Here is a 25,524-nt window from a genome sequence, read left to right on the forward strand (position 1 = left end):
CTTTTTCATCATCATTACCTTTCTTAAGTTTTTGTATTATAAAAATTAAATTACATTTCTTTGAACCAAGTACGGTGACACTCAGCGCACACGGGAGCCTTTTTCTCATGCTCGCCGTGGCAGGCTAAGCAGCTGGCGCCTTCGTTGTAGTGCAGCGATTTGTGTGGATGGGCTTCAGGGATGGCAAGTTTGGACTCATCAACCGGAATACTGGTGATTTCGCCATGACATTCAACGCAGGCCGCATCGGTGGCATTTTGTTTACCCGAACCTTGGTGGCATCCTTTACAGCCATCTTGGTAGATAAATTCGTGGTTGGTTCTGCCTTGGGTGCTGCCTTTCATCTTGACGAGGTCTCCGGCATTGGCGGCGCCAGTGAACAGGGTTGCAACAACCAGTGTGAGTAGTAATGTTTTCATCATGATTTAAGCCTGCATGTCAGATTTGATGGTTTCAGCAACAATAATTCCCATCGTTAAGCACTCCAGACAAGCTGTTGAACTTAAACGGGTTCCACCGTGAGTGCCGCCAGTTGCTTCACCAACGGCATAGAGATTTTTCATCGGAGCTAGGGTTTGACTATGCAGCACTCTCGCGCCTAAATCGGTTTTTAAACCGCCCATGCAGTAGTGCACCTTTGGCCAAATCCGCGACACAATAAACGGTGGTTTAAGCTCGACAGCCGTATCCATCATGCGGCCAAACAAGGGGTCAATACGCTGTGGCACTTGCTTGTTGTACTCGGCAACGGTTTGTTTGAGCTGTGCAAGTGGAATATTGAATTGCTTAGCTAATTGCTCAAAACTATCGACTTTCCAAGCGATTTGGTCACGTACCGCGCGGGTGACTTCTTCTGCACCAATATGATCGTCATGGTTAAAAAACACCACAGGATAGGCGGGTGAGCCATCAGGATGACGGTTTTTCATAATGGCGTCGGAGCAGGTTTTTCTATCGGCGCGTTCGTTCATAAAACGCTTACCGTCTAACACATTGACTGAAATCCCTTTATGGAAACCAATCGAGAGCAGAGCATTTGACCAGCCAAAGCCGCCTTCATCGGGCGAGCCCCAGTGACCTGTTTGAATAAAGCTCATATGAACCGGGAAAGCACCGTGGGCCATAGCCGTTAGTGTGACTTCGCCCGTTGCGCCTAGGGCATTGGTACAATCTAAGGTTTTATCTAACGCAGGGTCGACCAGTTCACGTAGTACTAAGTTACGTGAGAAACCACCGTGGGCAAGGATAACGGCCTTATTGGCTTTGATGTAGATCGTTTTACCGGTTTTGAGATCTGGGAAGCGATAATTTTGACGTACTTTCAAGCCAACAATCTGTTGGCCATCCATGATGAAGTCTTCAACATAATGCTGCAGACGGTATTCAACGCCTTCTTTTTTACCCACTTCATACAGTTTAGTGGTGATATCGCCACCAACACCGTGTTGGGTACGGATGGCTCGGGCTTTATTGTGGCCACCTACTTGTTGGTTAAAGCCTTCGCGGAATTTGACTCCGGCGTCGATACACAATTGATAGGCATCGAGGGCGCGATTAGCCATTTGGCGCAGCATGTCGGTATTTTGCATGCCGCGGCCAGAAATGATTTGATCTTTCACTAGCTCTTCAGGTGAGTCATCGTTGATGCCTTGAGCTAATTGGATTGGGTTTTTAGGGATAGCTAACCAGCCACCGTTGATCGCTGAGTTGCCACCGATCACCTGCATTTTTTCTAATACCAGTATCGAACCTAAACCTTGACGCTTAGCATTAAGCGCAGATGACAAACCGGCAAAACCAGAACCTACGACGATAATATCGCGTGTTTCATCCCATTTAATGTTTGAGGCGCATTCAGTGGCCGATGCTGCACTTGGCAGTGCTGCTGCGATACCGCCTACCGCAGCGCCTGCACCTAGCTTTAAAAAACTTCTTCTATCATGCATTTTTGTTAACCCTCTATGTCTGTTGCAAGCAAGATAGAGGTTATGAACCGCGTCTAAGGAGAAGTGAGTCACGACTTTTTTTCAGTGACAATTTTATTCGTGAGTTATCTCGTGAATATCTTTTCTTTGATAATTGGGGGCGAGACATGACTAGGGCGTGTTGACGTTTCAGGGGGATTTTTGCAGCAATTTGGCTCTCCGTTTATGCAAGGCAAAGTCCGTGCAGTTATTTTACATAAACGGACGATAACGCAGCAGATGCGTCAGCCAAATACTGCCCGAAGGGGTCGTTTGGCAAGCCTTTGCGCTTACTTTCTGTCATAAGAGCCGCTCGTTATTTGAGTCGAATAACGACACATCATTCCTCGTTTCGCGAGCACGAGCTTGCCAGAACGAACAAATTTAATCTCGAAACGTCAACACGCCCTAAATGAACACAATTTAATTTATGACAAACTCCTGTTGATAAAATGTGTGTTTGAAGTAACTCACAAAGGTTGAAATTTAAGACTTTTAGGTGTGACCTTTATCCCGATTAACTGTTTATTGGCTATGCCTCGTATTTGTGAGCAACCCATAATGTACTTTTCGGTATGCTGGAATGAATAAATGAAATGTCCTTCGGACTCCCTGTCCATTTTACGTTGTAATCAAATATTGGATGCGGCTGAAAAGCTCATTGAGTCACAAGGTGTTGTGTCTTTTAAATTTTCTCAGCTTGCACATGAGGTGGGGTGCTCTACGGGTACCTTATATAAATTTTTTGAACGTAAAGAAGATGTGTTGGTTTGTTTATTTTTGAGAAGTGCTACCTCAAATCACTTACCGATATTTATCCATAAAAATCCAGAGTTAACCGCACAAGAAAAAGTGCTGTTACCCATTTTATTTACCTTTGAAACCATTAAGCGCAGTAGCAGCTTTTTTACGCTGCGTTCGGTTTCTGTCAATACCATGGTATGGAAACTGGCCAGTGACGAAAAAGTTGAGCGGTTTAAAAAACGCATTAATGCTTTTTGGAGTTGGTTTACTGATTCACTGCATTTAGCTGTTGAAAATGGCGAATTAGTGGCAACCCCATTACAAATTAAAGAATTGGTCCAAGGGATAACGTTTTATTTAACAGGGGCTTTGACACAATTTGAAAGTCAACTCATCGCCCCTGAGTTTTTGTCTGATCGTCGTGAAACCTGTTATCGGCATTTGGCAAACCTGATGGAGCGATACGAGTGGAAAAAGCCTTTAACCCTTGCACTGTTTGATTCGTTAGAGGCCAGAACCATCAAGTTTTTTGATCAGCATTATCGTGACCATATGACCTGCTCGGCTTGTTGCGCGCTGTCAAATACCGACACTAAGGCATTATCTCCCTGTACTCGTCATTGTGGTTAGGGCGTCCTGCAATTCTGGGTTTATTTCACCCGCAGTGAGCGTTGTCTCACTGCAACTAAAAATTAGGCATATTAAACATAAACTTAATTTCAAAGTTTATGATTGGCTAGCAACCAAGCAAGTTCGGCGGCGTTACTCACTTGCATTTTTTGCATGACTTTTTGCCTGTGTAACTCAATGGTTCGCTGTGCGATATCCAGTTCAGCCGCGATGACTTTATTCATTTTCCCTGCCAGTATGCCTTCCATGACCTGTGTTTCACGCTGGCTAAGGGTGGCGAGTCGATTGGCGATGTCTAATTGCAAATTTTGTTGATGCCATTTTTGCTCAGTATGTTGTTGGGCTTGGGTCAACAGCTGAAATAGTTTCTCGCCATCTACCGGTTTTTCAAGAAAATTGAGTGCTCCCTGTTGGATGCAGTCTACGGCCATTGCGATGGTGCCGTGGCCAGTGAGCATGATGACGCTGATTGCACTTTGTGCTTGATTTAAATGGTTTAACAGTGCCACGCCATCCATGCCTGGCATTTTGATGTCCAGCAGTAGTACGGCGGGTTGCTTAATATCGACACTCTTTAAAAATGCATCCGCAGCGTTAAAGCCTTTACAGTTAAGCCCCATCCCTTCAAGCATCCAACTTAAGGAATCCAGTACATCTTGATCATCATCTACAAGGTAAAGCGGTGTCATTTTGCTCTCCTAAGCTGGCTGCGAATTGAGTGGCAGGGTGACTTTAATGGTTAATCCTGGATTGGCGTGCTGTGCGTCAATTTTGCCTTTGTGCTCTTCAATAATACGCTTGCAGATCACCATGCCTAACCCAAGCCCTTGAGGTTTGGAGGTTTCAAAGGGGAAGAATAATCGCTCTAACGCGCTATCGCTAAGGCCGCAACCAGCATCGGTGATGTGAATATAGATGTTTTCGCCCATGGTACCCGTGTCAATAACCAGTGATTTGTGGGGGACATTTTCCATCGCATCCAGTGCATTACGTAATAAATTCACCAGCACTTGCTGCATCAAACTGGCGTCGGCAAATACGGGTAAGGTTTGTAAGCTGACCTTAGGGCTGAGTTTGAGCCGCTGAAACTCTGGTTGCATTAAGGTCAAGGTTTCTTCTATCACTGTGCGTAAATCGCAGTGCTGGTAATCACTGGTTTGTTGGCAAAATGTGCGCAATCGATGGATAGTAGTTTGTGCTCTATCGACCTGGTTTATAACCTTATTGAGCGCAGTGGCAAGCTCGGTTTGGGTGTTATCTAAACGATATATACAACCTTGGGTGAGATAACGAATACCAGCTAGGGGTTGCTTAAGCTCATGGGCAATGCCTGAGGCCATTTCGCCCGTCAGTAGCACCCGCTGGGCTCGATAAAACTGTTGTTGTTGCTCGAGTAAGATTTTTTGGGTGTATTGATGATGGGTTATTTCGGCGGATAAGGCTTGGGTGCGTTTAACCACTAAGCGCTTAACCCTTAAGTGATGAATATAGCCCAGTAACAAGGCAAAGATGAAGCTTGCGCCCCAAGGCAAGGCATTGTGCAGTAATCGCTGCCAGTTAGTGACAAAGGGCCATTGTTCTAATTGCTTTAACAGCTCAAATACTGGGCTATCGTCTACTGGGGCTGACCAATATTGATATCTTCCTTGCTGAGCCGCTGGATTGTCTGGGGTAATTTGCAGCAGGCTGGCGACCACTTGTGTCGCGAGTTTATGATCCGTATGGCCTAATTTGGTTAAGGCGTAGCCGGGGTATAATTGAGTCGATACTTCGCAGGCAAAATCTGGATGCGGTTGTTTAAGCACGACTTTTAATTTATTGGCTGGAACCAGCCCTTTATCTACTGCGTTCTCTAAAACGCAGCTAGGTAATACTGCAATATCAGCTTCACCCGATAACAGCATTTGCAACAGTTTTTGCTGTGGAAAACCAATAAAGCGCAGCTTGGGGATATCGCGGTAGGCATTGATGCCTTTGGTTGCCATTGTCGCTGCAAAAATTTGAAATCCACCAAAGGCTTGTGGGTCGCTTGATACTAACTTTTCATCTTTAAGTTGGTCCCATTGGCTCAGGTTGTTGTCAATCCGTGTGACGATGGCAGAGCCTATGCTCTGTTCTGGCGAACGAACTCGATTATGGACTAGGGTGAGTAAGTGACTGGTGCCATAGTTTTTTTTAAATGCGACCGTGGTGAGGGCATTGCCAATTAAAAAGTCGATACTTTGCTTAGTTAATGCCTCATCTAATTGAGATGGCGTTAATGGCGTGAGGTGTACAGGACGATGCAGCTGCTGACTCAGCCAATCAGCGGTTGGGTGCCAATTAGCCATGACTTCATCGGGCTCATTAAATGCCATGATACCAATCCGCACCGGATCACTTGCAGGGGGAGCAGCGGCAATGGCTGGCAGATTGAAGCCAATAAAAAAGGCCAGGATAAACATTAATCGAGTGAAGAATTGATACATGGTTTAAACCTGACAGGGCGATTTCATTAAATGGTTAACACACAAGACCTAACAGCTCGGCAGTAAAGAGGCTACGCGATGCTGAGCTGATGGCCAACAATATTGGCCATATTATGCCTATTAGTGATTGCTGATATATTGAGCCGCTTCACACATTAGCCTAAGGATTGAGCTTGGCGCGATATTGATCAAATTGTGGGGTGTTGATTTTGTGGCCTTGTTCATCCAGAAACCATACTGCTTCAATATCGCCGATACGCTTTATTAAATCTTGTGCTTCGGGCATCGGCAATAAAAATAAACTGGTTGAAATCACATCAGCTAGAATGGGTTTATTCTTCATAATAACCGACACTGAAACACCTTCTTTTTTCGGGTAAAGTGTCGTTGGGTCAATAATATGATGATACTCTTGACCATTCACTGCGTAATAATTGAGATAATTACCACTTGATACAATGGTAATATCTTCACCTTGAATAATTTCATGATAGATTTCACCGTTATTAATCTCGCTAAAATCTTTATGCTCTAATTGATATTTGCGAATTAATGGATTTTCGATAGCCGTAATAAATTGGCGACCATCAGGATGCGTACCAAAGTGGCGGATATTTCCTCCCGCATTAATCATAAAGGCGGTAATGTTATCGGCTTTCAATTGGTCATACACTTTTTCAACCATCCAACCTTTGGCTATACCACCTAAATCCAGCTTCATTCCGGCTTTCATCTGAATGGTATTATTTTTTTTGTCGAGTTTTATCTGTTTTATATCAATGTGTTTTGCTGCGTTGGCTAATTCGATATCGCTAGGTAGTTCGCATGCTCCGCCCTGTTGGCAGCGCTTTCGATAGCTTCGCCAAACCTCTAAAACTGGGGCTAAGGCAATGTTAAATCGTCCCTGGGTAATGCCATGCCATTCAATGCTGGTTGCTAATAGTTCGGTGAGTTTTACATCGATATGGTGTAATTTTTCAGGGTTGTTATTAATGGTCTGAATATTGGTGTAACCGGGGTAAGTACTAAAGTTTGATGCTAAATAATGATATTCCTGCACCACGTTAAGTGCATGGCATAATGCTAAATAAGCTTTATCTTTGTCCGCCTCATAAATATCAATGGTAATGGATGTGCCAAAATACTTTAGCGTATTCATACTGCCTTTACCTTGCTCGTAATTAAACGTTGCATTGGTATTGCAGTCAAACGGTGAAAAAACCGCATTTGCCGTTATTGGCATGAAAAAGATATAAATTAATACAGCAAAAGAAAAAACGTATTTCATACAACCCCCATCTTGATGACGGTTAAATTAGTAGCATGAATTGCCTTTGATGACAGCAATCAATCGGTAAAGTGTTAGCTAACTCAACTATTTTGAATTGAGGTTGGCATATTGCGGTTATCCGCAATTGTCGAATTATTTCCGAGGTCTATGCTGGCGGCAAGTTCATTAGTTGAAGAGCGTTATATGATGAAAACTGAATTACATTTCAAAAAAAGTTTGCTGGTTAGTGCGGTTGCATTGGCAACGTTTGCCCTAGCGGGTTGCGCTACTACTGCGCCTCAAGGGAAATATGTTGATGGTGTCCATCATGTCAGCGGTAAGGGCAAAAAGAGTGAAATCACCCTAGAGGTTAAGGTTGAGCAGGGCAATATCACTCAGGTCAAAACCCTGTCACATAAAGAAACCGAGTCACTGTACCTTAATGCTGAGCGTTTACTGCCAGAAATTGTGAGCCACAATGGCCATGAGGGTATTGATGCTATTTCAGGCGCGACTTACTCATCTAATGGTATTTTAAAAGCCATCAATGATTTACCCCGTGTAGATGGCACCAAGCCTGAGTATCAAAGCGTTGGGGCTCGCAGCCAATCAGGGGATGATGATTTTAAACTGAAATGGTCTATCCAACCCCGTTTAGGCATGGTGAAAGGTGACTACTACTTTGAAGAAGCACGTTTCCGTCAAGGGCATATGGGTAGCATGTTAGTGGTGGTGGATTCAAACAACCTTCAGGATGTGATTCTGGCCGAGTTTAATGAGAGTGGTCGTCCGAATTATTACACTCGCCTATACCAAAATGTGCCTAAGCGTATGTCTGAATACAATTTCTCCATGGGCAAAAAGAAAGGCACTGCGTGGGTACAATCTGCATTAACCATGGAAAAGTTAATGATGGAAAAAGACCAACTTACCTTTGAGTTAAATCCCAACTATGATCCAAAATTAGGTAACCAGCTAACTGAGCCTAATCGTCTTAAATATCAAGGTATTGATATTGTTGCTGGCGCCTCAAATAGTATCCAACAATCGATGATCCCCTTGACCGCTAAGATCCACAACCGCATTCAAGCGGGTGCGAGTGATGCGCTTTTTTATCAGCAAGCGGAAAAAATACTCGATGAAAAGGGCCGTTGGACAGGTGTAACTGCCATGCTGCGGTTAGTGGTTGATAAAAATAGCCACAAAATTACCCATGCCCATTACGATGAGATTTTTGCTGACGAGAAGAAAGATATTCAAGACGCCTCGTTGAAAGCATTTTATCGCCAATCTAAATATGACTCGATTAATTATGTTGAGCCCGCACGTATTGGATTCAACGTGATGATCGATGCCTTATCTTTGCACCTTAAAGAGGGCGGTTCACTGTTCAATATTAATGATTTACCCGCAGCAGGAGATACCGGTAGTTACGCACAAACTGGGTTTACTAAGCGTTCAGATGCATGGGACAACTATCTGCGACTCGCTGATGTGTTGTACAAACAAATGCGCGCCGATGGTGTGATTAATGAACATGCCTTACCTGCCCAGTAATATTGGATATTTAACATTATGAATAAATCATTTGCTATTTCTATGCTCACCTTGGCGCTGTGTGCTACACAGGCCGTGGCGGATGAACATAAATTTTATGGTCGTATCGATTACTCGGTAACCAATTCCGATAGCGGCAGTGCGACCCATAAAAATAAAAGCGGCACCGTATTAGAAAATAACTTTACCCGCATCGGCATTAAAGGCTCTAGCCAATTAACGGATAGCACCTCATTATTTTACCAAATTGAGGTTGGCGTAAATGGTGAGAGTCAAGATAGTGGTGATAAACCATTCTCAGCACGCCCAACATTTATTGGTGTGAAGCATAGCTCTTATGGTGCATTAGCCGTTGGACGCATTGATCCGGTATTTAAAATGGCTAAGGGGATGTCTGATGCAATGGACAATTACTCCTTAAAACATGACCGTTTATTTGCCGGTGATAAGCGTTGGGGTGACTCCTTTGAATACAAATCCGCCCATTGGAATAAGTTGCAATTAGGTGTGAGTTATTTGTTGGAAGACAATCATTACAGTAATAATGATAACCGCCGTGATAATGGCAATTACCAGTTAGCGGTTACCTATGGTGATAAGTTCTTTAAAACCAGTGATGTGTATGCAGCGGTCGCCTACAGTGACGGTGTGGAAGATATTGAAGCTTACCGCGGTGTCATTCAATATAAGTGGGATAAGTGGCAGTTTGCGACAATGCTACAACATTCAAAATTGGTCAATACGGATAAAACCGATTGGCAACAGCGCGAAGGTGACGGTGTTATCGTTAGTGCCAAATATCAATTAGGCCAATTATCATTAAAGGCTCAATATGGATTTGATAACTCCGGTACTGGATTAATCGCTAACCGTATTTATGCTAGTAAAAATACATTGATTGATGAGGTGCCAGAAATCTCCCAATGGGCGATTGGTGCTGAATATAAATTGAGTAAATCAACACGTCTACATACTGAAATCGGTCAGTTTGATGTGAAGCAGTATGATGATTTTGACGATACTATTGTCAGCCTTGGTATGCGTTACGACTTCTAACATATATCAATAATTTGTCACCTTGCTAAGTTATGTATTGTATTTAGCAAGGTGACAATTGTTAATTATCACGATATTAATTCAAACTAAGCTATCCTCCGTAGTTGATAAGATAGTGTTATTTAATTCAATTAGCTACTTGATTGAATTAGCAACTTGTTCTCCAGCTATCCTTCCAAATACGATAGTGTCCGCAATAGCATTGCCTGCCAATCTATTTGCACCATGCACTCCGCCAGTGACCTCTCCCGCTGCAAATAGACCTTTTATCGGTAAACCGTTCTGGTCAATGACTTCCGTTTTAGTGTTAATTTTTAAGCCGCCCATAGTATGGTGAACAGCGGGCTTAATTTTGACCGCATAAATAGGATATTGAAGATCATCGGCCATATTCTTACGACCAAAATCTGCATCTTTGCCTTTCACTTTAAAATCGTTATAACGTTTTATCGCTTGGTCAAATTTTTGAGCATTCATATTCGTCGCTTTAGCCATTTCATCAGCTGAATTGCCTTTGAAGATAATGCCTAAATCTAACATTCCTCGCAGTTGACCCAACCTATCTAAAACAGTTTCATCAAATACTAACCATGCATCTTTACCTTTTTGCGCCCAGATACATTCAGAGACTTTATCCCTTGGCCCCATCTCATCGCAGAATCGCTCGCCATCATTATTCAGCATAATAGCGCCCGCTCCCCGAGCAGTGCCTGAGATAACCATCTTACCTGCCGCTGCTGTCGGGAAGGCTTGAATTTCTTTAACATCAACAACATCTGCACCGACTTTGGGAGCGAAAGTGAGCGCATCGCCTACGTTACCCGGATTATTCGTGGCATCGACACCTTTTAAATCTGGGCGATATTTAGCCACTAATTCATTATTTCGTGCAAAGCCACCAGAAGCGATAATGACCGCTTTCGCGCCGAGTATATGTAATTTTGAGTGCTTTCCTTGAACAAGGACACCAGTAATAACTCCTTGTTTATCTTGCACTAGCCGGATGACTTTACTGTTGGTGCGGGTTTCAACACCGAGTTTTTTGGCGGTTTCTTTTAGGGTGTTGACGATTTCTGGACCCGATTTCGCTCCACCCGTTGGTCTATGTAAACGCTCAGCATTATGTCCGCCCGCACTTGATGCCGACGTTAAATCTGCCCCCATTGCTTGCAGCCAATCAACACCAGCACTGCCGTTTTCTGTCAAGATTTTAACGAGATCAGGGTTGTTTATGTTATGCCCACCTTTCATTGTATCTTCATACCACAGCGCCTTACTGTCAGGGTAATGCTTAAGGGCTTGTGTAACGGTTTCTGCGGCAGACATACCGCCAGCAGCTAACATGCTATTGCCACCAATGTAAGGTTGTTTTTCAAGAATGACGACATCTGCAACGCCATGTTGCCTCGCTGAAATGGCTGCCGCATGTCCTGCTGCTCCCGCACCAATGACAATGACTTGATGTTGTTCAAGTGGATCTTTTGTCAGGGCTGCATCAATCATTTCTTGGGTAACATCAGGAAACTGATAGTTATCTAGAATAGGTTTATCGCCAGAAAAGGGGATTTTAAACTCGTTTTTAAAAGAATCATGGCAAGTTTGGCAAACAAATACCGGTTGTTTATGACCGGAATGACAACTGGTACAGGACACATCAATAAGATGACTATGGTGTGGTGATAGTTTAGATTTTGATTTTGCAGCTAATTCGCCCATCGTTCCGTGACAACTTTCACAGGATTTATTTTCATGGTTTTCTGCATCATCAACTTTTATAGGTTTTGTGTGACACGTTTGGCAGTTGTTACCGTTATCAATATGGAATTCTGATAAAGATTGTCCATAACTAAATGTTGATATAAAAAAAGCCGACATGGCTAACGGTAATAATTTGGTATTAAACATTACTCTTACCTCACTAGTGTTTTAATTCATGTTCATCATTACTGCACGCTTAAAAATTGACAAAGCAAAAAAATTGATGTGTCAGAAGAGAAAAATTCACTTAACAGGATGGAAAGCATGAGAGTTATACCGCCGATAAAATCTATTATTTATTTTGAGGCCGCTGCTAGATTGCAAAGTTTTAAACTTGCTGCAATGGAGCTGAATGTTACGCCAGGCGCAATTAGCCATCAGATAAGCACATTAGAGGATTTTATTGGGAAAAAGGTTTTTGAAAGAGGTAGTCGAAGGGTGACGCTAACTTATTGTGGTTTAAGGTATTACTCCAGAATATCTATTATTTTACAAAACATGGAGGAGGCTACTGTTGATCTCGGTATCGAAGGCAGCAAACCAAAAATTAAAATAGCAATTCCACCCTCATTATTAAAAAATTGGTTACTGCCCAGATTGGTTGATAACAAACTAAAAGATCTCAATCGTAGTGTGGAATTTATTGATACATTAGATTATCTTGAATTTTCTAAGTGTGATTTAGATCTAGCAATACGTTATGGTTATGACTCGTGGGATAATCTTTACTCTGTTTTTCTATTTCATGAGGAAATGATTCCAGTATGCCATCCTAATTATTTTGTTTCAGAATTTACGGGTTTTACTCAGGAGATTATCGATAACTACACGCTTATATTTACGAATAATCGCTTGGTTCAGTGGGATATTGTTATGCAATATTTTGGTCTAGAGCGAAAATCGACCCAGAGTAAGCTCATTTTTCAAAACTCGATTCAAGCAATTGAAGCGGCTATTCAAGGTGCTGGTATTGCCTATGTAAACCGAATTCTTGTGTCAAAGGAGCTGAGTAATGGCAGGTTAATTCAACCTTTTGACATTTATATGCCAAAACATAAATCGCCTGCATATCATCTGGTCAGTACCTATGAGCATATGCAGGACGAATCAACCTTTAAACTTTACCAAACGATATTGGAATTCGCGAAATCAACTCCGCATCAACACATTGTAAATGTTCAAGCTAAGCAAAATGCATGGCTTGAGCATGTTGTTTAACATTTTTATTACAAAGGTGGCTGCTCAGCCGTATTTTGCTAAACAGCATAAAAAATGTGGGAAATTTAAATTTAGCGACATTGCTGCGTTCAGTAATTGCATAAAAATAAAGTTGAGTTAGCTCTCTCAATTGTGTTGTATTCGCGCCTATTAACACATTCAACTTCATCCCCTTATTAAGGTAAAAATAACCTAATAATGTTGTTTATGGCCCATGAATGGGCATAATCAGTGTCTAATTATTTAGATACAAGGAATAACCATGAAGTATTTGGTTAGCGTAGTGACCTGTTTTCTATTATCGGCCTGCTCTTTTGGGGATGCTGATGTTGAGTTTAATCCCCAAAAAGGTGAGGAACGCGCGTATCAGCTGTATAGTAACACCAAGATCACCGTTGATAATGGCGGTCGTACCGAAACGGTTAATGCCGCATCCCATCAATTACTGCGTTATAAGGTTATCGAAACTGGTAAAAACAGCCAGTTTGAAGTGTACGTCGATTATTTGAAAATGCGTGATAGCCAAGGAAGTAGCGTAAGTAGCGGCGAACGGGCTGAGCTGAATCCCGAAATGCACGCTATTTTCTCACAGGGATTTGAATTTACGTTAAATATTGACGATGGCAGCGTTAAGGAATTTAGCGCGCTAAACAAACCCCTGTGGCAAGCGCAATTAGCAGAACGCGGCATTGAGCTTGAGCTGGAGCTCAAAAAGCTATTTAGCTCATCGGCCTTTATTAACACCATACCCGCTAAAGTTGGGGCTATCGTTGCGCTTCCTGCTTATCAAGGCCATGCTAATGCCAAGCTTACCGTGTTGCAGGTGACTGATTCCCATGTGTTAACCCAAGTTGAAAGTGTTGGTGATCAAACCAAAATTTACGGCCAACTGCTGTTAGAACGTGAACGTGGCTGGTTAGAGCAAATGGCCTTAGTGGCAGAGGTGCCTTTTGAGCGCTATGGCTATAAAGGGACAATGCGCAGCAATGTGCTTATGGTGCCGCAACAGCGGCGGTTAGGTGATCTGACGCAACGTGTGGGTTTGGATTATGATTTCCCCGCGCTTGAGTATCAAAAAACGCCAGAAGTAGTGCTGGATGATGTTAATAAACCCTTAACTCAAGATGATGTTTTTCACTTTGATACGGGTTACTTTGAGCAACAAGATGATCTATTAAATATTAGCTATCAACATGATTTTTCGGGTTATAAGCCAGAAGGTGAGTTTCGGCTAACCGATATCACAGCCCACAGTGCCGATGGTAGTGTTTTACCGATAAAACTGAACAAGGTAGGGAGTTACAGTTACGCTGAAAAGGATGGTTTTTATCGCTCCGTTGAGCAAAACCTGCTTATTGGTTGGAATGCGCCAGCTGAACTTTTAGCCCAGGTTGTTGAGTTTCGTGCCAAGGCCCATTATCAAGGGGCGAAACTGGTTAAATTGGAGCTAAAACCCGATCCAACCAAAACGGTGACTTTACAGTATAAAGATTTGCAGCTTGAACTTAGTCCAATCCCTGATAAACCATTGAGTTATTTGCTCAAATCGCGGGATGCGACCAATAAATTTTGGTTGGCAGGGCGATTTGATGGCGCTGAAGGCGCAATGGTGAAGTACCAATTCGCGTTGGCTAACGGACCTGATTGGTTAACATCAGCAGAGCAGAATATGTTGGCGCTAGTCTCATCAGTGAACTATGAATCCACCACGCTGTTTAACTTTCCTGCTGAGCCGCCGATGCTCACCATTTATGTTAATACTGCCGCGGATAGCAGTGAACTCACTAAAAATGTTCGCTTTATTCCGATAAACGATTATGTGCAAAACGCTGCATATCCTCCTGTATATCAGCAAACACTTTACAGTGATGATATGTATGCGAGCCATGATGACCAAGCACAACCTGCGATACCCGTTGACCCCGCATTACTGGAACCACAAATGGTGGCCAAATACGGCGTTAGTCTGTTGTTAACTGCCGAGCAGGCTGCGGTTTGTAGGCTAAGTGTTGTGGATGCACCTAAGGTAAATGGGCACACACTGCAATGGACTCATATAAGTTCTAACAGCAGTTTGGGTGGTGGGCTGGATAAATTAATGCTGTATCAACTGACGAGTGCTGATGGCATCCGCCGCAACTTTTACGATATCCAAGTGAGCAGTACCTTGGCTTGCTCGGGCACGCCCCAATGGCAAGCACTTGCCTATCAACCAGAACAAGGTTGGTTGATTGATATTACGCAGTTGCCAAATCTCGATACCAATCAAACCGTGGCTGACTTTATGCGGCAGTATCGTTTTTTAAATGCGCAGAATTTACCGTTAGCTCCTGCTATGCAAGTTGATAGCAGCGACTTTTATCAGCGTCCGTTGCAGCAAGTATTACGTGAGCAGCGTTGGTTCATGCTGGCGGGACGCGCTGCAGCAATTGAGTATCTGACGATAAGTGGCGAACCTGTTAATAAGCAGTGGGTTAACACCTTCTCTGCGTTACCTTAAGGAGTAGAATATGAGAGTCTTATTACTATTATCTGCGCTACTTCTATCGTTTAACCTGTCAGCTGAGCGGATCTTACTCGACGAACAATGGCGGCTTAGCGATGTGCCGGGCGAGGCTATCTACTACCTGAAACAAGCGGCAACAGAGCAAAATGGCGTTTGGCCAGTACAGTTATTTTATGTGGAGACGGATAAACCAGTCTTTAAGGGCAGCGTCAATGGACCCAATTTAGCGGAGAGTTATATCGTTGGTGATTTCGAGTTTTTCTACCCTGACGGCCAACTGTCTCGTAAGGGGCAGAGTGATGCTAACGGGAGCTATCAGGGGACACATTTGCATTACTGGGAAGATGGAACACTCTCGGGTGAGTACCACTATCTTAATGGCCAGTTGCATGGTGAGCAGAAAAGTTACTATACCAATGGCCAATTGCGCGATCATCAGCATCACGTGAATGGTACAGAGTCAGGATTAGCGCAAAGTTATTTTGACAATGGCCAGTTGCAAACACGCGTAACCTATGGCGCTAACGGTATGGAAGGGCTATATGAAAGCTTCCATAACAATGGTCAGCCGGAGCAAACCGTGAATATGGTGGCGGGAAAAAGAGAAGGTGAGCGACTGTATTGGACAAAGGAAGGTTGGCTATTCACTAAAGAGTTTTACATTAAGGGGAAATTACACGGTGAAGTGTTGGTTTATCAGGCCGCAGATGTGCTACGAGAAATTAAACACTATCAGCATGATAAGCAGGTTGGAAATCAGCAGCATTTTGATCAACTAGGGCGGTTAGCTGAGCAACAACTGTACGATAAAGATGGCCGTGAAATACAAAATACTACCTATGATAATGCAGGTAACGTTGCGACCAAAACTGACACACAATATCTTGCCAAAGGTCAGGTGACAACGGAAAAACGCTTCGATGCAGCAGGCGCATTAATCTATCAATATCAGCGTGATACCGTAAAGGACTGGAGCTTAAGTCAGCGTTTTACTGCAAGCGGTGAATTAATTGGACGCGAAGAACAACTCAAGGGGCAATACCAAGGTTTGTATATCGGTGATGGCTGGAATGGCTATATCAGACGGATAAACTACAGCAAAGGTAAAATGCACGGTGCATATCGCGAAGATAATGTCGTAGACGGCGGGTTTGTCACTGGGCAATATCACTTCGGTGCAAAAGTTGGCAAGTGGGTGACCAAAAACGCTGATATGACCCGTAATGAGCAGTTTAACCAACAAGGCCAGCTTAATGGCGAACAGATTGAAATCGCTACCGATGGTACGGTGATGCTGCAAGCGTTTTATAAAAACGATAAGTTACATGGTGCGTATTTACAGCGTGACTTTGATAAGCAACTGCAGGCCCAAGGCCAGTATATTAATGGTCAACGTGAAGGCAAATGGCTGGTTGATGAAAGTAGCTACAATCAGGTGAAGCTATGGCATGGACAGTATCGGGCTGGGCACGAAGTCGGTCAATGGCAAGCTTTTTCCGCGAACGGCCATTTATTAGGCCAAATGCAATATGACAATAAAGGCCAATTGCAAGGTAAAAGCTACAGCTTTAATGAAGATGGCAGTCTGTTGCGAAGCGAGGAGTATGTTGATAACCAATTGCACGGTAAATTGGTTTACTACTTCAATGGTGAAGCCTCATCCGAGTACCGTTATCAACATGGTGTCGATGTCGGTCAATAACCTATGAAACCTACCTTGGGTGGTTTTTGATTGAACAGGGTGTATTAGCTCAAGTCTGAGTTAGTACACCTAATTAATAGCGACGTTTGGTTTTAAAAAACGCAAGTAGTTGTTTTTGTTTACCGGCTTCAGTTAAAACATCGTGACAGGCTTTACTGGCGTTACCCACCCCCATCACATTTTGATCAACCATTTCTACAGTCGATGAGATATTTTTGGAAATATCTTCGGTGACGCTTGATTGTTCACTAGAAGCAGTGGCAACCACTGTATTGACGTTGGAAATCGCGCTGACGGAGGCTGAAATGCCATGGAAAGCGTTACGCACTTTTTCCGAGATAATTTGAGATTCATCCAACAAACTGGCATTAGCTTTCATATAATGGTCAGCTTTTTCCGCTTGAGACTGTAACTTTGAAATGATCCCCTGAATATCAACAGTCGATTGCTGGGTTTTAGCGGCAAGGGAGCGAACCTCATCAGCGACTACGGCAAAACCTCGACCCGCTTCTCCAGCCCTTGCAGCTTCAATAGCTGCATTTAATGCTAATAGGTTGGTTTGTTCGGAAATACTTGTAATTACTTCAATGACAGAGCCAATTTCAATCGAAAAGTCTTTCAATTGATTTACTATGGTGCCGGAATCTCGAATGGCCGTGCCGATTTTTACCGAAATGTTATTGGATTCACCGAGAGATTTGTTACCCTCAGTGACATTCTCCATCGCTTCGCTGGCACTGGTTTCCGCTTCTGTTGCATTTCTGCTCACTTCTAGAGCTGTGCTGGACATTTCATTAAGTGCAGTCGCTATTTGTTCTACCTGAACCAGCATTTTTTTGGAATTATTCTCAACCTGATTCATGGTGGAGGCGAGTACTTCCGCCGAGGTGGCGGTATTGTTGGCAACAGTAATCAACTGTTCCGTCATTTCAGATATTTTATCTGCAGTATGATTACAATCCTGGGCCAATAAGCCCAATTCATTATTACCGATATCATTAATTCGATCGGTGAGGTCACCATTAGCCAGCTTGGCAATAAAATGTTGGACTGTTCTGATGGAAGTAATAATGAATTTTGAGATAACAATAGATGTAGTTAAAACTAACAGCGAAACAATAACTAAGATGGCTATCATCATCTTGATGGATTCATCGTAAATCTCATCACCATAGTTGCTCGCAGCTTGGGCTCCTTTAGTATTTATATCAGATAATTGCAGTAATAAATCCGAGTATTCGTTGTAAGTTTTTAGTGATTTGGTCAGTAGTAGTTGTTTGGCATCCTCATTTTTATTTTCCCTTGATAAGATGAGGATCTTCTGTTGAATATTCAGGTATTCTTTGTATAATTTATTGAAACTATTAAATATTAACTGTTCATCATTGCTGCTAACCAGTTGTTGGTAAGAGCGGACAGAATCATCAATTTTCGATTTTATTTTTTCCAGCTCACGCTCAGTGTCTTGCATTTGATCATTATCTAGTGAAAGAATATGTCGAGATTCTAACACCCGTAAATCTGCTGTTTGGCCATTCAGTCGCTCGATTACACGGACCGAAGGCAACCAGTTGCTTGATATGACTGTTGACTGCTCATTGATGACTTGCATTTTACTTATCGCCAACATGGCTAACCCTATAATCGCAATTATGGGAATCGCAAAAGCTCCAAGTAAAAGATGAATTATCTTTAGATTACGCATTTAAACCCCGAAATGGTGATTATGCTTCAATTCACTTAGGTGCAGCCCAATGTAGGCTTGTTACATTCAATAGATATATTAGCCTGACTCTAAACTTTTGCTATGACCACACAGTTAATATTTTTAATCCTCGAACCTAACAAATAAGGATTGGCCGCCCGTAGTCGCGACCTTATCCCAAGTGTTGAACAAGCCAGTGCTAGTTATCACCAGATCGCATTTCGTTGATAAAGATAGGTAAACAAAAGGGAAGCCATGTAGCACACTCCTGTAGCACAGTTGTGTCAGACTCAAAAATAAAAATGACCAAAAAATAATTAAATCATAGCTTTAAAAAACAGTGGGCGCGTCATGTGAATCTGTATTGTGAAAGGCCATTGCTTTAATTTACAGATACAAAAACAGCAAAGCCAAGAGCTCAGCCAACGAGCTGGACTTTTTGTTTCTGCAGTACAGACAAACCCATCTATGCTCACCGAATTACATAAATAAATCCATCGAGTAAAGACGGGCGTGACTATGTCATTTGGTCATAATGATGTTTGCGACTATGTTGGCCATGCCTTAAATCAACTCCGGTTCAACTCCTAGGCGAGGAACTGAACCCGCGTCCATAAAAAACCATGCAGAAAACATCAACCATCAAATTCAGCCACGGAAACCAGCGCAGCAGAGAAACTAAGCCACGAAATCCGCACTCTTCCTCACCCTCCTGCGCGGTTTGCATCTTAATTTTTTTTCAGTTTTGGTTTATTGCAGTTCATAGGCACAACCAGCGCCATTCCTAGGGCTTTTAGAAGATCAAAGATCTGAAATGATCGCGGTTTATTTCACTGTTTTACAGTTCTATACAGCGCGTTTAAACGTGCGCGGGAAAGCTTAACTATTGATTTAATTAGTTATTGCGTGGATTTCGTGAGGTTTTTGAATTGGCTGTGAAAAATAATAAAAAGATCTAGTTAAGTAAAATCAACACCTTAGCTAGATCAAAAACTGAAATGAATTTTAGCAGGCTTAAGTGTTAAAGCGGCAGCAGGGAACGACAAAAAACCAAATCAGAAATATCTCGCTGTCGCCATTTTGCCGCCACTCAAAAGAAAAAAGGACTTAGCATTTCTGCTAAGTCCTTGTTTTATTTGGTGGAGGCGGCGGGACTTGAACCCGCGTCCAGAAAACCTACATCCAAGGCACTACATGCTTAGTCTTTCTATTGTTTAACCGTTTGAACTCCGAAAGACAGGATCCCACACGGTGAGTCCGGTACTGTTTCGCGGTTCACCCCCGGACAGGGTTCCCTCGCTAGCACGATGTGAGATGACCATCAAATCCACTGCCCATGTGCAAAGCGTGTGGTAGATGGCTAGCGGCATTAAGCGGCTAGAGCGTAGTTATCGTCGTTTGCAACTATAACTTTGCGGCTTTTTACGAGGCCAACCGCCCCTCGGCATGCTCCCAGGGTTTCGTGAATCCTGTCGAATCCAGAATCGCCCCCAAGAAAGTTGATTGTAACCCGTAGCTTGAAGATAACCTAGTATCATTTGCTGCAAGTTCAATCGTTTGTTCATTATCCGCGCGTTTTTTCCTTTTTCATCACACGGGCTTTTTCGACTTCCCATTCGCGTGCTTTGGTATCTTCACGCTTGTCGTGATCTTTTTTACCTTTACCTAGGCCGATTTCCACTTTGACCCATGCACCTTTGCGCCAGTACATGGAGATAGGGATAATTGAATAGCCTTGGCGTTCCACTAAACCTGCTAATTTGTCTAACTCTTTACGACTTAACAGTAATTTTTTTAGTCGTATAGGGTCGCAGACCACATGGGTTGAGGCGGTATTGAGTGGAATAATGGTACAGCCGTGCATAAAGGCTTCGCCATTTTTTAAGAAGACGTAGCAGTCCGACAGGTTGACTTTGCCCATGCGGATAGACTTCACTTCCCATCCCATGAGAGACAGGCCAGCTTCCATTTTTTCTTCGAAACGGTATTCGAAGGTTGCGCGCTTATTTCGTGCGATTGTCGCAGGCGCGGCTTTTTTTGAGTTTTTCTTTACCATAGTGGCGCCATTATACGCACGGTGAATCAATTTGAAATGGATATAAGGGTTTATTTGAGCTATTTCAAGCCTTCATCAATTCATTGCTGGTTTTTTGTGCAGTTCACTTGGTCATCATAGGGATATGTGAGGGATGCGTTTTTTGTGTATCGTGGTAGAATCCCAACCAATATTTGTTAGCTTCCCTAGAGATTAGGGCGCGCGGAGTTTGCTTGAGACAGCGTGTTTCCTTAGATTGAGAGTGCCAAGCTTTATGCCGCAAATTTCTCGAAGTGTGTTAGTTCGTTTTAGTGCCATGCAGATGTATGACTTAGTTAATGATGTTGAGTCATACAAAGAGTTTTTACCCGGTTGTGTGGGCGGTAAAGTGCTTGAGTTTGATGGTAAAACCATGGTGGCTTCGGTCGATGTGAGTAAGGCGGGGATCCGTAAGACTTTTACCACCCGCAATCAGGTGGTGCCGGGAAAGAGCATCGAGTTAAGACTTGAAAATGGGCCTTTTAAACACTTATTCGGCCAGTGGCGTTTTACCGAGTTGACGGAAGATGCCTGTAAGGTGGAGTTCGATTTAAATTTCGAGTTTTCCAGCTCATTGGTCGATATGGCTTTTGGTAAAGTGTTTAATGATCTTATGGTGTCTATGGTGACGGCATTTACCAGCCGCGCTAAGGTAATTTACAGTGACAAATGAAGCAGATAAGTTTGTAGTTGATGTTATTTATGCGTTGCCGACTCAGCAGAAGGTGATTTCGGTTAACGTATTACCCGGCACGAGTGCCATTGATGTTGTGCGCCAGAGCAATATGGTGAGTTTTTTCCCTGAGATTGATTTAGAGACGGTAAAACTTGGGGTGTTTAGCAATGTGGTTAAACATGATCAAGTGATTGTGCCTGGTCAACGGGTTGAGATTTATCGCCCATTAATTGCTGATCCTAAGGATGTGCGCCGTCGCAGAGCTGATAAGGCCAAGGATGAAGGCCGTGCTAATAAAGTCACTGGTGGGCGGGTGTCTTGAGCTGTCTTTCTCGTGAGTAAACAAAAAAGCGCCATTGGCGCTTTTTTGTTTAAGGCAAATGTTAAAACATAGCACTTACTTGATTGGCTTTTGAACTTGCGCTTCAGTTTGATTTTCTTTCACTAATGGCTTTTCGTCAGGGCGCTGTGCCGGCACCAGCGGCGCAGTTTCTGCGGTGTTTACCATCGGCAACTTACTTTGCTCAAGCGGCGTATTAAACTCTGGGCTTAATTCATAATCACCCTTTACTAAGCTTAATTTGTTACCCGTAAAGTGCAGGATCAGTTCTTTGTGGGTAATGCTCGCATCACGGCCACTCTTATAGTGGTAAACATAGTACCAAGTGTCATCGGCAAAGCTGTCACGCAGCACTGGGCGGCCAAGAATGTATTCGGCCTGCTCTTTAGTCATGTCGATACGCAACTTTTCAACCTGTTGCGGCTCCATGTAGTTACCTTGCGGAATATCGGGCTTATAGATCAGCCAATCAAACACGCTACAGGCACTGAGCGAAACTGAGAGCGCAATGGCACTCAGCAGGGTAAGACTTTGCTTTTTATTGATCATTGTATGCGCTACTTCTGAAAATCTGGCGGCCATCATACCCAAGCAGTCCCCCCTATGACAAGGGTAATTGGGCGTTGCGGCGCTTATCGTTGCAATTGTGTGAGTTTTCGACCTAAGCCGCAGGTTTTAGTTCTCTTTGAGTGAAGATTTTTATCATGGACACTGATTTATGGGGATTGTTACCAGCATCGTTTTTTGGATTGTGTTTATTGTGTAGGGCGCCAAAAAGGTCTGGAAACTTAACCAAATACAGTATTATGGTGTGGTATTGTTTCTGAAATGAGGGTAGTGTTGTGAAGATTTTGTGTTGGTGACGTTGGCGATGATGTCGGCGTGTATGGCGTAGCTTTAAGGATTCATTTTTAGCCCGTGATAAGTATGCTGTTGCTTGATTATTTGATAAGAAGTTTGCGTTAGCACCATTTAAGGAGAGGCATTTGGGATCACTCGTTTGTGTGGGTACGGGGTTACAGCTCGCGGGGCAAATTAGCGTGTTAAGTCGTAGCTATATTGAACATGCCGATATTGTGTTTTCACTCTTACCCGACGGTTTCTCGCAGCGTTGGTTGACGAAGCTCAACCCCAATGTGATCAATTTGCAGCAGTTTTATGCGCAAAATGGGGAAGTTAAAAATCGCCGAGACACCTACGAGCAAATGGTCAATGCCATTCTCGATGCGGTGAGAGCGGGTAAAAAAACTGTGTGTGCACTCTATGGTCATCCGGGCGTGTTTGCCTGTGTATCCCATATGGCGATAACTCGCGCCAAGGCCGAAGGGTTTTCGGCCAAGATGGAGCCGGGGATTTCGGCCGAAGCTTGCCTGTGGGCCGATTTAGGGATTGATCCTGGCAACTCAGGGAATCAAAGCTTTGAAGCCAGCCAGTTTATGTTTTTCAACCATGTGCCCGATCCCACTACCCACTTATTACTCTGGCAAATCGCGATTGCGGGCGAACATACCTTAACCCAATTTCATACCTCGAGTGATAGGTTGCAGATCCTCGTGGAGCAGTTGAACCAATGGTATCCCCTCGACCATGAGGTGGTCATCTACGAAGCGGCCAATTTGCCAATCCAAGCCCCGCGTATTGAGCGTTTACCTTTAGCGAATTTACCCCAAGCACACTTAACACCGATTAGTACGTTGTTAATTCCGCCAGCAAAAAAGCTGGAGTACAACTATGCTATTTTGGCTAAGTTAGGGATCGGTCCTGAAGATTTGGGCTAAATTGAAGTGTGATATTGAATCATTATTAACAATTAAGGAGAAAACATGTCTGCATTATCGGATTTTTTTACCCAGTTAGGCCAAGATGCGCAGTTAATGGAAGACTATAAACAGAATCCTGAGGCGGTGATGCGTGCCCATGGGTTAACTGATGAAGAAATTAACGCTGTAATGACTGGGGATATGGAAAAGCTAAAAGTCTTGAATGGCGACCAAAATTATCAAACCTTTGTTTTAGTTAATCACGGTAATAATTAACTTATCTTGAAACGGTTGCGTAGTGCCCTATTAGCCATCTTTGCTTTGTGTTCTACAGCGTTGATGGCTAACTCTCTCGATTTTGATCAGGCACTCAATGAGCTTGATGTATTACTGCAATCTGATCTTAGTACTGCGCAGAAAAAACTGGCCGAATATGAGAAAGAATTCAGCAAATTAACTTCAGTGCAACAAGGTCGACTGAGGATAGATAGAGCGATAGGTTATTTTTTCACTGGTGAATATGCCAAAGCGTTAGACGATCTGCATCAGGCCGAAACCTTAATCACAAGTTCTGAATTATTAGCATCGGTTTATAGCTATAAAGCCACGGTATATATAGGGATGCGCGACTATGATAAAGCCTTATCGGCTGTCGCCAAAGCATTAGCGCTAGTGGTAAATATCGATGATATTACGATTAAACGTCACTCCTATCTAAGAATTGCCAATATTTATTCCGAAATGGATGCTTATAGCGATATGGGCCTCTATGCCAATAAGGTGTTACAACTCGCTCAGGAAACCGATGTTCGCGATATTTGCCATGCCAAATTGCTGCAGGCGATTTACTTGCTCGGTGTAAAAAATCCCGACACCTTCGATGCCTTCGAAGATAGCCGTCAATATTGTGATGCGAAGCAATTTCCCCTTTTAGCAACGATGTCGATGAAAGGCAAAGGGATGGTTTTGCAGGAGCGAGGTGACTATTTAGGCGCGAGAGCGATTTTGCTATTAGCGTTAAAAGGGTATGAAGCTTTTCAATTTCAATTAGAAATCAGCCATGTGCATGCTCTACTTGCCGAAAATTACTTTGCAACGGGTGAACTGGTGCAAGCAAAAAGTCACGCTGTTAAGGTGCTCACGTTTCCCGATGATAATAGTTATATCGAACATAAGCATATTGCCTACAAAGTGTTTGCCGAGTTGATGGCTGCGGATAAACAATTTGAACAAGCCTATGAATACTCCAGAAAAGAGCAGCATTATAATCAACTGATTTTTGATGAGTCGAGGATGAAAACCCTTGCTTATCAGGCGGCTAAGTTTAATGCCGATGAGCAGGCGCGTGAAATCAACTTGCTGAATAAAGAGCGCGAACTTTACATCGCCCAGCAAATGGTAAAAGAGCGGGAATACACTAATATGTTGATGTTTATCACCATATTAGTGGGTGGACTGTTCTTCCTTGCAATTTTGTTAGTGGTGGGCCATTTGCAAAAGCGGCGTTTTATGCGGATGGCCAAAATGGATGCGCTGACGGGGGTGCTTAACCGTGGTGCGGGGCAAGATCTTGGCGAAAACCTGTTTGTGCAAGTGGCCGCCCGTGGTGAGGATTTCTGCGTTATCTTATTCGATTTAGATCATTTTAAACGGATTAATGACTCCTACGGCCATGGCACAGGTGACTGGGCACTTAAAAAAGTCGTTGAGGTGTTAAAACCTCATATTCGTAATGGCGATGTATTTGCTCGGATTGGCGGTGAAGAATTTGCGTTGTTCTTGCCTTATGCCAATGAGGCTAAGGGGCTGGACGTTGCCGAACAATGCCGTAGCCGAATTGAAGCGATTGATACTCATCTGTCGGGACATAAATTTACCATCACCGCCAGTTTTGGGGTCAGTGGTATGACAAAAGATGACTTAAGCTTGGATCCACTTTTGCACCGTGCTGATATGGCGCTCTACACCGCAAAATCGAATGGTCGTAACTGCGTATCTTGTTACCAGGATGCCTTAAAGTGCGATAAGCGAGCCACCAATCCCACAAGCGAGTTAGCAAGACAGCCCTAAGCGGATTTGTACTCTATCTGTAACTG

At 43.3% G+C, this 25,524-nt stretch carries 20 protein-coding genes and 1 other RNA gene; 11 read left to right on the forward strand and 10 right to left on the reverse strand.

Annotated features, from left to right (window positions below; genetic code table 11):
- Nucleotides 1-50: 50 nt before the first annotated feature.
- Together H9J30_RS06835 and H9J30_RS06840 are read right to left on the reverse strand one after the other, a co-directional pair.
- On the reverse strand, nt 51-422 hold the full coding sequence (locus H9J30_RS06835) for a cytochrome c3 family protein (RefSeq protein ID WP_014609639.1): 372 nt from the start codon (nt 420-422) through the stop codon (nt 51-53).
- Between the two features lie 3 nt (nt 423-425).
- Nucleotides 426-1,946 (reverse strand): flavocytochrome c, encoded by a 1,521-nt coding sequence (locus H9J30_RS06840; protein ID WP_240130348.1) that lies wholly within the window; start codon nt 1,944-1,946, stop codon nt 426-428.
- 609 nt (nt 1,947-2,555) lie between these two features.
- Here H9J30_RS06840 and H9J30_RS06845 point away from each other — a divergent pair.
- Nucleotides 2,556-3,338 carry a TetR/AcrR family transcriptional regulator gene (locus H9J30_RS06845; protein ID WP_240130349.1) on the forward strand — a complete coding sequence of 261 codons (783 nt, stop codon included), beginning with the start codon at nt 2,556-2,558 and terminating at the stop codon, nt 3,336-3,338.
- Nucleotides 3,339-3,427: 89 nt separating this feature from the next.
- Here H9J30_RS06845 and H9J30_RS06850 read toward each other — a convergent pair whose 3' ends face one another.
- The 3 genes from H9J30_RS06850 to H9J30_RS06860 all read right to left on the reverse strand — a co-directional run bounded on the left by H9J30_RS06850 (nt 3,428) and on the right by H9J30_RS06860 (nt 7,094).
- Nucleotides 3,428-4,027: a response regulator transcription factor gene (locus H9J30_RS06850; protein WP_240130350.1), complete on the reverse strand. Its 600-nt coding sequence runs from the start codon at nt 4,025-4,027 to the stop codon at nt 3,428-3,430.
- A gap of 9 nt (nt 4,028-4,036) precedes the next feature.
- The gene (locus H9J30_RS06855; RefSeq protein ID WP_240130351.1) at nt 4,037-5,806 is read right to left on the reverse strand and encodes a sensor histidine kinase; all 1,770 of its coding nucleotides are present in this window, start codon (nt 5,804-5,806) and stop codon (nt 4,037-4,039) included.
- A gap of 160 nt (nt 5,807-5,966) precedes the next feature.
- Nucleotides 5,967-7,094 (reverse strand): FAD:protein FMN transferase, encoded by a 1,128-nt coding sequence (locus H9J30_RS06860; protein ID WP_240130352.1) that lies wholly within the window; start codon nt 7,092-7,094, stop codon nt 5,967-5,969.
- Nucleotides 7,095-7,280: 186 nt separating this feature from the next.
- On the opposite strand from H9J30_RS06860, the gene H9J30_RS06865 reads away from it, so the two are divergent.
- Both H9J30_RS06865 and H9J30_RS06870 read left to right on the forward strand, forming a co-directional pair.
- Nucleotides 7,281-8,633: an FMN-binding protein gene (locus H9J30_RS06865; protein ID WP_240130620.1), complete on the forward strand. Its 1,353-nt coding sequence runs from the start codon at nt 7,281-7,283 to the stop codon at nt 8,631-8,633.
- An 18-nt stretch (nt 8,634-8,651) separates the two neighbouring features.
- Nucleotides 8,652-9,689 carry a porin gene (locus H9J30_RS06870; RefSeq protein ID WP_240130353.1) on the forward strand — a complete coding sequence of 346 codons (1,038 nt, stop codon included), beginning with the start codon at nt 8,652-8,654 and terminating at the stop codon, nt 9,687-9,689.
- Nucleotides 9,690-9,824: 135 nt separating this feature from the next.
- On the opposite strand, the gene H9J30_RS06875 is transcribed toward H9J30_RS06870, so the two are convergent.
- Entirely contained in the window at nt 9,825-11,594 is a 1,770-nt protein-coding gene (locus H9J30_RS06875) for a flavocytochrome c (protein WP_240130354.1), read from the reverse strand.
- A gap of 117 nt (nt 11,595-11,711) precedes the next feature.
- Here H9J30_RS06875 and H9J30_RS06880 point away from each other — a divergent pair, with 117 nt between their 5' ends.
- From H9J30_RS06880 to H9J30_RS06890, 3 genes are all read left to right on the forward strand, one after another.
- Nucleotides 11,712-12,665 (forward strand): LysR substrate-binding domain-containing protein, encoded by a 954-nt coding sequence (locus H9J30_RS06880; protein WP_240130355.1) that lies wholly within the window; start codon nt 11,712-11,714, stop codon nt 12,663-12,665.
- A 262-nt stretch (nt 12,666-12,927) separates the two neighbouring features.
- The gene (locus H9J30_RS06885; RefSeq protein WP_240130356.1) at nt 12,928-15,165 is read left to right on the forward strand and encodes a hypothetical protein; all 2,238 of its coding nucleotides are present in this window, start codon (nt 12,928-12,930) and stop codon (nt 15,163-15,165) included.
- Between the two features lie 10 nt (nt 15,166-15,175).
- The gene (locus tag H9J30_RS06890; protein WP_240130357.1) at nt 15,176-16,873 is read left to right on the forward strand and encodes a toxin-antitoxin system YwqK family antitoxin; all 1,698 of its coding nucleotides are present in this window, start codon (nt 15,176-15,178) and stop codon (nt 16,871-16,873) included.
- A gap of 73 nt (nt 16,874-16,946) precedes the next feature.
- On the opposite strand, the gene H9J30_RS06895 is transcribed toward H9J30_RS06890, so the two are convergent.
- The 3 genes from H9J30_RS06895 to smpB all read right to left on the reverse strand — a co-directional run bounded on the left by H9J30_RS06895 (nt 16,947) and on the right by smpB (nt 20,634).
- Nucleotides 16,947-18,578 carry a methyl-accepting chemotaxis protein gene (locus H9J30_RS06895; RefSeq protein WP_240130358.1) on the reverse strand — a complete coding sequence of 544 codons (1,632 nt, stop codon included), beginning with the start codon at nt 18,576-18,578 and terminating at the stop codon, nt 16,947-16,949.
- 1,137 nt (nt 18,579-19,715) lie between these two features.
- Nucleotides 19,716-20,070: a transfer-messenger RNA gene (gene ssrA, locus H9J30_RS06900) on the reverse strand.
- Between the two features lie 72 nt (nt 20,071-20,142).
- The gene (gene smpB, locus H9J30_RS06905) at nt 20,143-20,634 is read right to left on the reverse strand and encodes an SsrA-binding protein SmpB (protein WP_011071661.1); all 492 of its coding nucleotides are present in this window, start codon (nt 20,632-20,634) and stop codon (nt 20,143-20,145) included.
- Nucleotides 20,635-20,887: 253 nt separating this feature from the next.
- Here smpB and H9J30_RS06910 point away from each other — a divergent pair, with 253 nt between their 5' ends.
- Both H9J30_RS06910 and H9J30_RS06915 read left to right on the forward strand, forming a co-directional pair.
- Nucleotides 20,888-21,325 (forward strand): type II toxin-antitoxin system RatA family toxin, encoded by a 438-nt coding sequence (locus tag H9J30_RS06910; RefSeq protein ID WP_011623526.1) that lies wholly within the window; start codon nt 20,888-20,890, stop codon nt 21,323-21,325.
- Complete coding sequence (locus H9J30_RS06915) at nt 21,315-21,650, forward strand: RnfH family protein (protein WP_240130359.1); 336 nt, start codon at nt 21,315-21,317, stop codon at nt 21,648-21,650. Before H9J30_RS06910 ends, H9J30_RS06915 begins: the two co-directional genes overlap by 11 nt.
- Before the next feature lie 75 nt (nt 21,651-21,725).
- Here H9J30_RS06915 and H9J30_RS06920 read toward each other — a convergent pair whose 3' ends face one another.
- Nucleotides 21,726-22,217, reverse strand: a complete 492-nt coding sequence (locus tag H9J30_RS06920; RefSeq protein ID WP_240130360.1) for an outer membrane protein assembly factor BamE — start codon at nt 22,215-22,217, stop codon at nt 21,726-21,728.
- A gap of 437 nt (nt 22,218-22,654) precedes the next feature.
- Here H9J30_RS06920 and H9J30_RS06925 point away from each other — a divergent pair, with 437 nt between their 5' ends.
- The 3 genes from H9J30_RS06925 to H9J30_RS06935 all read left to right on the forward strand — a co-directional run bounded on the left by H9J30_RS06925 (nt 22,655) and on the right by H9J30_RS06935 (nt 25,498).
- Nucleotides 22,655-23,446, forward strand: coding sequence for an SAM-dependent methyltransferase (locus H9J30_RS06925; RefSeq protein WP_240130361.1), 792 nt, complete (start codon nt 22,655-22,657; stop codon nt 23,444-23,446).
- A gap of 45 nt (nt 23,447-23,491) precedes the next feature.
- A complete protein-coding gene (locus tag H9J30_RS06930; protein WP_240130362.1) occupies nt 23,492-23,704 on the forward strand; it encodes a hypothetical protein in 213 nt (70 codons plus the stop codon).
- Between the two features lie 63 nt (nt 23,705-23,767).
- On the forward strand, nt 23,768-25,498 hold the full coding sequence (locus H9J30_RS06935; protein WP_240130363.1) for a GGDEF domain-containing protein: 1,731 nt from the start codon (nt 23,768-23,770) through the stop codon (nt 25,496-25,498).
- Nucleotides 25,499-25,524 lie beyond the last annotated feature (26 nt).

The organism is Shewanella cutis (genome assembly GCF_022410515.1).
In the GTDB taxonomy this organism is placed as follows: domain Bacteria; phylum Pseudomonadota; class Gammaproteobacteria; order Enterobacterales; family Shewanellaceae; genus Shewanella; species Shewanella cutis.